This is a genomic window from Paenibacillus pasadenensis DSM 19293 (assembly GCF_000422485.1).
Lineage (GTDB): Bacteria > Bacillota > Bacilli > Paenibacillales > Paenibacillaceae > Paenibacillus_O > Paenibacillus_O pasadenensis.
In genome coordinates this window covers 22,244-34,011 of record NZ_KE383861.1, presented here as the reverse complement: position 1 = coordinate 34,011, position 11,768 = coordinate 22,244, and the positions used below count along the sequence as shown (strand labels likewise).

Annotated in this window: 7 protein-coding genes; 3 read left to right on the top strand and 4 right to left on the bottom strand. The window is 66.3% G+C overall.

The window, feature by feature from the left end; translation table 11 throughout:
* Positions 1-174: 174 nt before the first annotated feature.
* On the bottom strand, positions 175-3,627 hold the full coding sequence (locus tag H582_RS29490) for a discoidin domain-containing protein (RefSeq protein ID WP_052333640.1): 3,453 nt from the start codon (positions 3,625-3,627) through the stop codon (positions 175-177).
* Positions 3,628-3,937: 310 nt separating this feature from the next.
* Between H582_RS29490 and H582_RS0124475 the strand changes: the two genes are divergently transcribed.
* From H582_RS0124475 to H582_RS0124465, 3 genes are all read left to right on the top strand, one after another.
* A complete protein-coding gene (locus H582_RS0124475) occupies positions 3,938-4,372 on the top strand; it encodes a hypothetical protein (protein ID WP_028600647.1) in 435 nt (144 codons plus the stop codon).
* 98 nt (positions 4,373-4,470) lie between these two features.
* On the top strand, positions 4,471-5,712 hold the full coding sequence (locus tag H582_RS0124470) for a glycosyltransferase family 2 protein (RefSeq protein ID WP_028600646.1): 1,242 nt from the start codon (positions 4,471-4,473) through the stop codon (positions 5,710-5,712).
* A complete protein-coding gene (locus H582_RS0124465; RefSeq protein ID WP_028600645.1) occupies positions 5,709-6,791 on the top strand; it encodes a glycosyltransferase family 4 protein in 1,083 nt (360 codons plus the stop codon). Before H582_RS0124470 ends, H582_RS0124465 begins: the two co-directional genes overlap by 4 nt.
* Positions 6,792-6,885: 94 nt before the next feature.
* Here H582_RS0124465 and H582_RS0124460 read toward each other — a convergent pair whose 3' ends face one another.
* From H582_RS0124460 to H582_RS0124450, 3 genes are all read right to left on the bottom strand, one after another.
* Positions 6,886-8,640: an ABC1 kinase family protein gene (locus H582_RS0124460; protein ID WP_028600644.1), complete on the bottom strand. Its 1,755-nt coding sequence runs from the start codon at positions 8,638-8,640 to the stop codon at positions 6,886-6,888.
* Positions 8,637-9,122 carry a phasin family protein gene (locus H582_RS30575; RefSeq protein ID WP_052333639.1) on the bottom strand — a complete coding sequence of 162 codons (486 nt, stop codon included), beginning with the start codon at positions 9,120-9,122 and terminating at the stop codon, positions 8,637-8,639. Before H582_RS30575 ends, H582_RS0124460 begins: the two co-directional genes overlap by 4 nt.
* Positions 9,123-9,417: 295 nt before the next feature.
* Positions 9,418-11,559, bottom strand: coding sequence for a transglycosylase domain-containing protein (locus H582_RS0124450; RefSeq protein WP_028600643.1), 2,142 nt, complete (start codon positions 11,557-11,559; stop codon positions 9,418-9,420).
* Positions 11,560-11,768 lie beyond the last annotated feature (209 nt).

Genomic DNA, 11,768 nt, shown 5'->3' with positions numbered 1-11,768 from the left:
GCTGCGAGCCGCCGGGGCTGAGCTGACGACCGGTGCAGGCCAGCGGATGGTTTTGCCTGTGCCGGCCGACGGCGAAGCAGCCGTGCCCGTACGCCCGGCATAGGACCACGACATGAAAAAGAGGCTGCCTCGACTCCGCTTGCGGGAGTCGAGGCAGCCTCTTCTTGTTCTACCCTACCAGTTGTTGCCGCTTACGCGCGTCACGGTGAAGCTCGGGCTCTTGCTCTCGCCGTAGATGGCCTGCACGCCCGGGTTGTTCACCTTCACGTTGGTGAAGCTGGCTTGGCCGTAGACCGGCCCTTGGCCCTGCTCCGCGCTGGCGACGAGCTTGATGCCGTAACGGGACGGGTTGTTGATCGTGACGTTTTCGACGCGAACGTTCTGCATCGGCAGATTTTCCGGAGACTTGGACTGGAACATCAGGCCGAAGTAGACCGGGTTGTTGATGTCGACGTTTTTCACGAGGATGTTCTTGAACGTGCGGTCGCCGCCGAAGAACCAGATGGCGCCGAAGTTCTGGTAGTCGTTGATCTTGTCGTCCGCGCCGACGCTCGTCCAGAAGTCGCCGCCGGTGCGGTCGAGCGTGACGCCGTCGATGACCGTATCCTTGTCGCCGAAGCCGAGCGTGTTGTAGCCGAAGCTCAGGCTGCTGATCGTCAGGCCCGGATAGGTGAGCGTGTCCGCGCCGTACAGGTTCTGGTACAGGTTGTCCGAGCCGCCGTACACGGCGAACGCGGCGGCGCGGCGCACGCAGGTCGCGGTCAGGTTACTGTACTTGTTGCCGACGTTGTAGGAGCCGCCGGCGTCGACGGCGCTGAACAGCGCGAACGCGTCGTCGCCCGCTCCGCGGGAGTAGTTGTTGTCGATGACGTTGTACGACGAGCCGTTCGTCATGTTGATGCCGTCGGCGAACGTGTTTTTGATCCGGTTGTCCTTGAACGTGTTGTTCGAGGAGTTTACGCCCCAGTACAGGCAGATGAAATGCTCGACCCAGATGTTCTGGACGGTCACGTTCTGCATGCCGTTGCCGTCGATGAACTTGCCCGGGCCGTCGGTGCGGTAGACGTAGTTGCCCCATGCCGACAGGTCGCGGATCGTCGAGCCGTTGGCCGTCGAGCTGATGTTGAAGCCGATATCCGTGTTGGTCTGGGAGGCCGGAGCGACGAGCTTCGTGTGCCATGGCCCGGCGCCGATAATTTCCGTCGCGCGTCCGTACAGATAGATCTTGCTGCCGAGCTCCCACTGGCCCGCCGGGATGAAGATGCCCTTCTTGGTCGAGTCCTGGCGGAACTCGTTCAGCGCCTGCTCGATCGACTTGGAGGCGGACACCTGCACGTACTTGCTCGGATCGGGGTTGGAGGCGGCCGGAGCGACCTGCTCCGTCTCGAGCATGTCCACGTAGATCCACGGCACGTCGCCGGCATCCTTCTGGATCTTGATCTTCGTGCCCGCCGGGTAGACGGTGTCGAGCAGCAGCTGCGCGTCCTCGTACAGCCAGTAGGCGGTCAGGCCGGAGCCCGGCGCGTTGTCATAGCCGAGCCGTCCGAGCGTGTTCGGCGTGGCGTACACATGCGAGAACTTGGACGTGACGTTGAACTTGCCCTTGGAGACGCCGTTCGCGTACAGCGTGATCGTGCCGCTCGTGCTCTCGGCGACGGAGCTGCGCAGCACGAAGGCGTTGGCCGGCGAGGTCAGCGTGAACTCGACGTATTCGCCGCTGGCATCCAGCTGGACGGCAGAGCGTCCCGACGCTTCGCCGGCATAGTCGCCGGGCTTGAAGTTCGGCGCCAGGCGCGTGCCGTTCGTGGCGTTGCCCGCCGCCTCGGCCTCGAGGATCGTGAACGGCATGTTGGCGCCGCGGCCGGAATAGAGGCTGGAGGTGCTCGTATTGTTCTGCTGCTTGACCGCGACCTCGTTGCCGTCGGCCGCTACGGTCGTCGTGACGCTGTAGCTGCCGTTGACGGCGGTCCAGGTGCCGGCCGTGACGTTCGCGGAAGCGCCGGCGGCGAGCGAGCCGGCGTAGGACGCGTTCCACGTCTGCACGGTCGCTCCGGCGGCGTTTTTCAGCACGACCGTAATCGGATGGGCGCCTGCGGCGGAGGCCGCGTTGCCCTGGTTCTTCAGGTTGACGGAGAAGGTGACGGTGTTGCCCGCGCTCGGATTGCCCGGCGTCCACGACGTCGTGGCGATCAGGTCGGAGCTCGTCACCGGCGCGACGACGAGGGAGGAGGAGTGCGTGTAGCTGTTGTTCGACTCGTTCTGCTCGACGACCGTATTGTTCGGATCGACGTTGGCGCCGGGCGCGTACGTACCGGCGTTGCGGGCGCCGATGTTCAGCGAGACGGTCGTCGATGCGCCGGCTGCAAGCGCGCCGACCGCGGCGGTGCCGACCTGCTCGGTCCCGAGCAGGAACGCGACCGTCGTCGCGCCGGAGGCGAGCGTGCCGCTGTTCTGCACCGTGGCGCTCAGCGTGATGGCGTTGTTCTCGACCGGCGAGGACGGCGTCCAGGACATGCCCGTCACCTTCAGGTCGGGATTGGCCGCCGGCGTGCCGTACACTTCGAACTCCGCCACTTGGCCGGCCGGAGCGCCGGAGTTGGCGGTGATGTTCAGCTGCACCTGCTTGGCCGTCGCCGTCACCGGAATCGTGATCTTGTTGCCGGTGGCGGGGTTGAACGTGTAGGACTGGGAGGAGACGAGGCTCGTGAACGAGGAGCTGGCCTGCGTATTGCCCAGCACCTGAATCGTCTGCGTGCGCGTGCCCCACGCGCTCGACGGGTCAAGCTTCAGGACGATCGAGCTCAGGCTGTGGTTCGTGCCGAGATCGACGGTCAGCTGGCTTGGATTGCCGCCGCCTTCCCAGTACGTCGTCGCGCTGCCGTCATTGGCGTTCGTCGCGACGAACGTATGGACGACGGACGAGGCCGTGATTGGCTTGTTCAGCGCGACGTTGCTCCCCGTCGGAGGCGCCGTCGGGGTCGGGGTAGGCGTTGCCGTCGGCGTGGCCGTCGGAGTCGGAGTCGGAGTCGCGGTTGGCGTCGCGGTTGGCGTGGCCGTCGGCGTCGCGGTCGGAGTCGGAGTCGGCGCGGAAGCGCCGTAAATCTCGAATTCCGACAGCTGGCCCGCCGGCCAGCCCGTATTGGCGGTGAAGCTGAGGCGGACATAACGCGCCGAGGCGGCCGAGAATCCGATGGTCACGGCGTTGCCGCCGGTCGGATTGAACGTATAGCTCGCCGAGCCGACGAGCGTCGAGAACGTGCTACCGTTCGCGCTGCCCTGCACGGACAGCGTCTGCGAGCGCGTTTCCCAGCCGGACGGCAGCTTCAGCACGATCTGGTCGATGCTGGCGCTCGCTCCGAGGTCGATCTGGATCCATTGCGGAAAGGCGTTGTTGACGCTTTCCCAGTACGTGCCCGCATTGCCGTCGTTGACGTTGCCGGCGCCGTAGACGTCGGCGTAGCCGCTCGCGGTCGCCGCCTTGCCGAGCGCAAGGTTCGGGCCTCCCGCGGCATCCGCCGGCGCAGGCGCCAGCGACAGCTGCGAGAGCAGCACCATGCACGCGAGCAGCCAGGAGACATAGCGATTTCGAACCGGAGCCTTTCGTTTCGCTTGAAGGTTCGTGGACATCATGTACCTCCTCGTTCAATTGGAGTGCTTCAATGATATAAAACGCTTTCATCATTTCCGGTCATGCCCCGCCTTGTCTGTCTTCGCCTCCCTCCGGACCGTTCCGGCCGGTCCTGCTGTCATTTTAAGCCAGCGATGGACAAGCCTTGAAGATGCGTTCCTACGAGGATCAGGTGCGTTTCTATGCCGTGCGGACCGAGAGGCGCTTCACGGCAGAGGCGGAGCGCCCCTCGGTCCCTCGGCGCTTGTCCGTTGCCGCCCCGCTTGTCCGGCATATACTACGGCATCAACCGCACGAGGAGGGATTCTCATGTCTCAATGGCTTGATGCCAAAGCCTCGCAGAATGCGAGCTACGGCAGCTCGATCTCGATTCCGCTTGCATCGGGAGGCTCCCTGCAGCTGGTCGCCCAGCAGACGCTCGATCTGTCTCTTGGAACGGCGGGCGGTACGGTAGTGGAGTTTTCAGGCACCGTCACGGTCCAGCAGCCGACCGCTGCCGCTGATGCGGTCATCTCGTTCTACGTCATTCGCGGGCTGACTCCGTTCGCCGGCACCGTCGTCTACACGCTGGATCAGGATCTGCTCGCGACGGAGGTCGGTCCGCGCGCGATCAGCTTCACCGGCTCCGATTCCGGAGCGCCGAACGCATCGTCCGCTCCCTATTCGGTCTTCGTCACCTCCAGCGTGGCGGGCATCCTGCGCGTCGGACCGGAAAGCTTCAACTTTACCGGCTACAGCAGCTGAAAGGCCGGGGCGCCTCTTCATCAAGCAGAGGCGCCTTACATATAGATGAAAGAAGGAGAGGCAAGAAGGGAAGGCAATTCGGGCGAGGAGGGACAGCATTGACCGATGTTGGAATCGTCATGCCGGTCTACAGGCAGAAAAGAGAGTTCCTGACGGCGGCCGTACAGTCGGTGCTCGCGCAGACGCATCGCGGCTTCCGCTTCGTGCTCGTCATCGACGGAGCGCCGGAGATGGAGCCGCTCGTCCAGGAGCTGACGGCGGGAGATCCGCGGGCGGAGATCATCGCCTATCCGGACAACAGAGGCGTCGCAGCCGCATTGAATACGGGCTTCGAGGCGCTGCTCGCCGATCCGGCGATCCTGTACCTGACCTGGGTCTCGACGGACAATGTGTACGGCCCCGACTATGTCGGCGTGCTGCGCTCGGCGCTCGTCCAAGGCCCGCCGGAGCTCGGCCTCGTCTTCAGCTCGTTCCGCAGCATCGACGACGAGGGGCGGCAGCTGCGCTCGGAGGCCGAGCTGGCGGCGTTGCGCGTCTACCAGGCCCAGCCGGAGGAGCGGCTGCTCGATTATTCCATGGTCGGCGTCTCGTTCATGTACAAAGCGCAGTACGCCCGCCAGATCGCCGGCTACGGCATGCAGCCAGTCGAGGATTACGACTACTGGCTCCGCCTGAGCGAGACCTGCCGCATGAAGCATCTGCCGGTGGAGCTGATGGACTACCGGGTCGACTCGGCGCACAGCATCTCCGCCCAGCTGCGCGGCCCGCAGGAGCATCGGCGATGGCGCTATGCCTATCATCTCGTCCGCCACCAGGCCCGGCTGCGGCGGGGAATTCCGGCCCAGCTGACCGTGCTGTTCCCGCTCGGGCTTGCTTTGGACAACGAGATCGAGGTGCTGGAGGATCTTTACGAGCAGTCGTTCAGCAACTACAGCTGCATCGTGCTCGATCTGTCCGAGTCTCAGCAGCCGACGTCGGCGCTCGGCGCCATCTCCCACCCGACGACGAGCTTCAAATGGTGTCCCGGCATGGGGGTGTCGCCCGCGATTCTGTACGCGGCGCAGCATGTGACGACGCCTTATGTGCTGGTGCTCGGTCCGGGCCGGTTCCGCGAGGTGGTCGATCTCCAGCAGCTGATCGACTACGCGGATGCGAACGGCAAGCCGGGCGAGCTGTCCTGGTTCTACGGAGACGGCCCTGCGCCGGCGCCGATCTCGATCCGGCGCGGCACGGATGCGGCCGAGCCGCCGGGCAAGCCGAACCTGTTCCACGAGCTGTTCCGCACGGACGGCCTCGTCCGCCTGCTCGGCGCGATTCTCGGAACGGAGGGGCCGCCGTGAAGCTGCTGTTCACGTTTTTCAACCCGAGCGGAGGCATGGAGACGTTGAACCGGATTCGCGGCCAGGCGCTGACGGAGGCGGGGCATGAGGTGCATCTGCTCTATACGAGCGGCGGGGAAGGGAGGAAGAACATCACCGACCTGCCCGTCCATATCCTGTCCGATCCCGCGGCGATCGGGCAGCATGTCCTCGCCGGAGGCTACGACGCCATCGTCGTCTGCACGGACATCTGGACGATGGAGCATATTCGAGAGGCCGGTTACCGCGGCCGCATCGTCTTCGAAGTGCAGGGACTCGGGCGGATCGAGGAGGCGCGGGCGGTGATGGCGGAGTTCAGCGGGCACATCCGCCGCCATGCCGACGGGCTGCTGTTCCCCCGCACGGATCATCTCGTCGCCTTGATGAAGCAGCATCTGCCCGATGTGCCGCAGTTCTGCTTCGACAATCCGCTCGACACGTCCGGCTTCGGCTATGTCGCCTATCCGCCCAAGCCGTACCCGATCGTCGGCTGGATCGGACGGATTACCGCCAACAAGAACTGGCGGGAGTTCATCGCCATCGGCGAGCGGCTGCTGGCGGCGAATCCGTCGATTTATTTGTGGATGTTCGGCGACGCGACGCTGTTCGAGCCGCTGGAGCAGGAGGCGTTCGAGCTCTGGCTCGCCTCCTCGCCTTATGCGGAGCGGCTCATCCGCCATTCCAACGTGCCGCACGGGCAGATGGCCGATTATTTGAGCCTGATCGGGGATTCGGGCGGCCTGCTCTGCTCGACGTCCCATCTCGAGGGCTTCGGCTACGCGGTCGCCGAGGCGATGCTGTGCCGCTGCCCGGTGCTGTCCAGCGATTCGGACGGCATCCGCCGCTTCGTGCAGCCGGAGGCCACCGGCATGCTGTACCCGGTCGGGCAGGTCGACATCGCGGTCCGCAGGGCGCTGGAGCTGATGAACGACCGGCAGCGGCGGGAGCGGATACGCGAGCGCGGCCAGGCGCATATCCGGGCGACATTTTCCAAGGAGGCGTACGCCAAGCGGTTCGGCGGCATGCTGAAGAAGGTGATGGCGGCGCCGCCGCGGAGATGACGGACGGGAAGCAAAAAAATCCTGACGGAGCGATTCGGCAGGGCGGAGCATGGAAAAGCCCGGCATCCCGCGCGGTCGGGGAGGCCGGGCCGATTCATTTTCGACCGGATCGGAAAATCGAGACGAGCATATAAAGGAACATGACGGCGGCGATCGTGAAGCCGATCTCCAGCACCGGGAAGCGCGAGAGCAGGCCCGGCTGGCGGCCGATCGAGGAGCCGACGACGAGTCCGGCCATGATGATGCTGAAGCTGAGCAGCACGATGCTGAAGCTGAGCCGTCCGCTGATGCGGTCCAGCTTTTTCATCATGCGGTCGACGTCCTTCACCGACAGCTCGAGCGGCAGCTTGCCGCGCGCGACGAATCGTCCGAGGCTGCGCAGGCGCGAGGGAAGCTCGCCCAGCAGGTCGACGTATTCCGCGGCGTAGCCGGCGGCCGCCTCGGCGAGGCGGGCCGGCTTCAGCCGGTCGAGCAGCAGCTTTTTGCCGAACGGCTCGGCTACGGTGACGACGCTGAAGTCGGGATCGAGCGAGGAGATGACGCCTTCGAGCGTCAGCAGCGTCTTGCCGAGCAGCATGAAGTCGGCGGGCATGCGGATGCGGTGGCGGTACGACACCTGGAACAGGTCGGTGACCGCTTCGCCGAGACTGATGTCGGCGAAGGAGATCAGGTAATACTTTTCCCGCAGCCGGTCCACGTCGCGCCGCAGCTCCTGCCAGTCGGCGCTCTCCGGGATGAGCCCCATCGCCTCGATCGCCTGGATGACGCCGTCGGTGCTCTGGCGGCGCAGGGCGATGATGAGCGAGGCGAAATGCTCCTTCATGCCCGGGGTCAGCCGTCCGGTCATGCCGAAGTCGAGCAGCCCGATGACCGGCCGCGGTCTCGGGTCCGAATCGTCTGCTCCGCCCTCCGCGGCAGAGGCGGACCGAGGTCCGGTCCGCTTGCCTTCCGCCGCCGGGAGGATGAGCACGTTGCCGGGATGCGGATCGGCGTGGAAATGCCCGGACAGGAACACCTGCTCCAGAATGACGCGGCATACCGCCTCGGCGATCTCGGTGCGGTCGAAGCCCGCCTGCTCGAGCGCGGCGGCGTCATGGAGCTGGATGCCGGGGATGAATTCCATCGTCAGCACGCGGCGGCTGCTCAGATCCCACCAGATGCGCGGGATGCGGATATCCTTGCGGCCCTCGAAGTGCGCGGCGATCCGCTCGGAGCTGCGGCCTTCGTGCGTGTAGTCGAGCTCCGCGCCGAGCGAGGCGGCCAGCTCCTCGACGAGCTCGGAGGCGCCGTACTGCCGCGCCCACTGCAGCCGATGCTCGGCCATCCGCGCGAGATGGCGCAGGATGTCGAGGTCGGTCTCGACCGTCTTTAGGATGCCGGGGCGCTGCACCTTGACGGCGACCTCCTCGCCGGAGCGCAGTCGTGCGCGGTGCACCTGCCCGATCGAGGCGGCGGCTACGGGCTCCGGCTCGAAGCTGCGATAGACGGACTCCAGCGGCGAGCCGAGCTCCTCCTCGACGACGCGGCGGACTTCCTCGAACGGAAACGGAGGCACCTTGTCCTGCAGCCGCTGCAGCTCCTCGATGATGTCCGGCGGAAACATGTCATGCCGGGTGCTGGCGATCTGGCCCATCTTGACGAACGTCGGGCCGAGCTCCTGCAAAAAAGACCGGAGGCGTTCTCCGGTCGTGCGGGTAGGCTGATGATGCTGGCTCTCGACGCTGCGCCAATGCGGGATGAGCCGGGTGAGGCCGAGCTCCCGGACGAAATAGCCGAAGCCGTTGCGGGCAAAGGCGAGCGCGATCTCGCGATAGCGCTGCAGATGGCGCAGCCGGCGGATGGCCGTCATCGGCCGTGGCCGTCCGGCTCTCCGCCCGGCTCCGGGCCGGCGCCTGCGTCTGCGGACGGCTGGACGGCCGGCGGCACGCCGGGGCCGGCCTTGCCGGTCCCCTCATAGGCGCCGTCTTCGCCGGCCGCTCCATGGGGAAGCGCCGCCGGCGCATCGCCCGCGGGCGCGGACGGCGCATGGCTAGAGGCGGCGCCGAGCCGCGCTTCCAGCTCCGCGACGCGAGCCTCGAGCCGCGCCAGCTCGCTGCGATGAACGAGCTCCAGCTCATCCGTGACGTCCTTGACCCGCTCGCGGATGAACGTCTCCAAGCCGCTGCGGGCTTCCTGTCCGCGCGAGATCATGCTGCTGACAAACTGCTGCGAGTCGGCCTTGCTCATGTCGCTTCGGGCCGACAGCTCCTGCGCCAGCTTCTCCGCCTGCTCCTTCGTCGAAGCGGCGAGGCCGAGCCCCAGCGAGAATGCTTTGTTCAAGAGGTCTTTCATGAATCGACACCTGCCTTCTTTTCGAGTCTATCGTCAACATTTTCCATCCTTGCTTCTTCATTATACTCGACGCATCGGGGTTAATCACCCGCTTCGGCTCCAGGCGGCAGGCCCGAGGCCCGGCCGATGAAGCTAGCGCGTGTTTGCAAACCCGCTCAGGGGCATCTATCGCCGCCTTTTTGCCCCCTGCTTCGTCACGCAGACTCGACGTACTCCCGGTACGCCTTCGTCTACGTTCCTCCCAGGGAACAAAAATTCGGGCCTATCTGCTTCCTTCGGAGATTGCAAGCACGCCCTAGCGCTTGCGCCACCAGCGGGAGAGGCCGCCGAGCCAGCCGCGCTCCTGGTCCGCCCGGGCCGGCTTGGCGGACGGATCGGCGGCAGCGGGATTCGCGACGGCCTCTGCGCCGGAGGCCGAGCTGCCGTCGCAGGCGCCGACCGGCTCCGTGCCGGCGACGAACAGCTCCATCCGCCAGCCGGAGCAGCCGGGGCCGTAGCGCAGGCCGCTCGCCGGATCGACGGCGACGCTGACGACGCCGTCCGGCACTTGGAACGGCCGCGCGGGCCGGCCGCTCAGCGCGTTCTCGGTGAAGGAGGCGAAAATCGGCGCCGCGCGGTGGGCTTCCGATGCCGTCAGGCTGCGGCCCTTGTCATAGCCGGTCCAGACGGCTGCGGCCAGGTCGGGCGTATAGCCGACGAGCCAGGCGTCGTCGGCCGTCGTGCCGGTCTTGCCGGCGACAGGGCGGCGGATCATCGCGGAGACGCGGCTGCCGGTGCCGCCGGTCTCGAATACGCTCTCCATCAGGCTGGTGAGCACGTACGCATGAGCGGGGTCGGACACCCTCGACAAGCGCGGCTCGGCGCGGTACAGCACCTCGCCCTTGCTGTCCTCGACGCGCAGGATCGCCGTCGGCTCGGCGCGCACGCCTCCCGCGGCAAGCGCGCCGAACGCAGATGCCATCTCCAGCGGGCTCGCCGGGTACGTGCCGAGCGCGAGCGAGGGCAGCGGCTGCATGTCGCCGGCAAGCCCGAGCTGCCGGGCGACGGAGACGACCTTGTCGGCGCCGATGCGCAGGATCGTGTTGACCGCGTACGTGTTGTCGGAGCTCGCGATCGCCTCGCGCATCGTGATGTCGCCGCCGGCGTAGCGGTCGTGGTAGTTGTGCGGCGCGTACGTCTTGCGGCCGCCGTCGTAGCTGAAGATCGTCGGCGCGCTCGTGAACGGCGTCACCGGGGTCAGCCCGTTCTGGAGAGCGGCCAGGTACAGGATCGGCTTGAACGACGAGCCGGGCTGGCGGCGCGACAGCGCCCGGTTGAACGGACCGGTGCGGTAGTCGCGGCCGCCGACCATCGCGCGGATATAGCCGGTCGACGGCTCGATCGCGACAAGCGCCGCCTGCTGCTGCGAGCTGGCGGGCAGCCCTTCCTTGACGGCGGCTTCCGCCGCTTGCTGCATGGCCGGATCGAGCGTCGTATAGATGCGCGCGCCGCCCTCGCTGATCAGCCCTTCGTCGAGGCCGAGCTGGTCGACTGCCGTCTGCCGCACATAGTCGCGGAAGTACGGCGCGCCGCCCCCGCTGCCGGCCGGCTGCAGCGGCTTCAGCTCCAGCTTTTCCGCGCGGGCGGCAGCCGCCTGCTCGGCGGTGATCGCGCCGGTCTCGACCATCGCGGCGAGCACGAGCTTCTGCCGGCGATAGGCGTTCGCTTCGTTCAGATAGGGCGAGTAGTATTTCGGCCCCTTCGGCACGCCGGCGAGCATCGCGGCCTCCGCCAGCGTCAGCTCGGAAGCGTGCTTGCCGTAGTACATCTTGGACGCCCGCTCGATGCCGTACGCGCCATGCCCGTAGTAGATCTGGTTGAAATACTGGCCGAGGATCTGCTCCTTGGACAGGTTCATCTCCAGCTGGGCGGTGTACGCCGCCTCCTTGAGCTTGCGCTTCCACGTGCGCTCATGGGTGAGATAGAGGTTTCGGGCGAGCTGCTGCGTGATCGTGCTCGCCCCTTGGCGGGCGCGGCCGCTCTCGAGGTTGACGAGCGCGGCGCGGGCCATGCCGCGCAGGTCGAAGCCGCCATGGCTGTAGAAGCGGCGGTCCTCGATGGCGATCGTCGCCTCGACCAGATCGGGAGAGATGCGGGAGAGGGGCACGCTTTCTCGCGTCTGTCCGGCGTGGAAGGAGTCGAGCAGATTGCCGGAGGCGTCGTAGATCTGCGTCACCTCCGACGCGGACGAGACGGGCAGCGACTGCAGGCGCAGCGTCAGCAGCACGGCCGCGAGCAGCAGCAGCGCGAGCGAGAAGCCGGTGCCGGCGAGCAGCGCCAGCCAGCGCAGCGGGCTGCGCGAGCGATGGCCGGAGCGGCCTTCGGCGAGAGGCGGCCGGGCGGCCTTTGGCGAGCTTTCGGCCTTCTTTTTCCGGCGCCAGGCGGGACGTTTGGTCACGAGCGGTTCCTCCCGAGGATTCGACATGGTTTTCCATAGTATGGATATCGGGAGGCATGAATATACGAGCCCGGCGAGAGGGCCGTTCCGCTCTTTAAAACCGCTGTAAAGCCATGCGGAAAGGGTTTGTATTGAGGGGGGCTTTTGACTATAATACAGGTTGAACCGTCGACCTTAAGGGGGCTGATTCGGCAGGATATGCTTTTGCC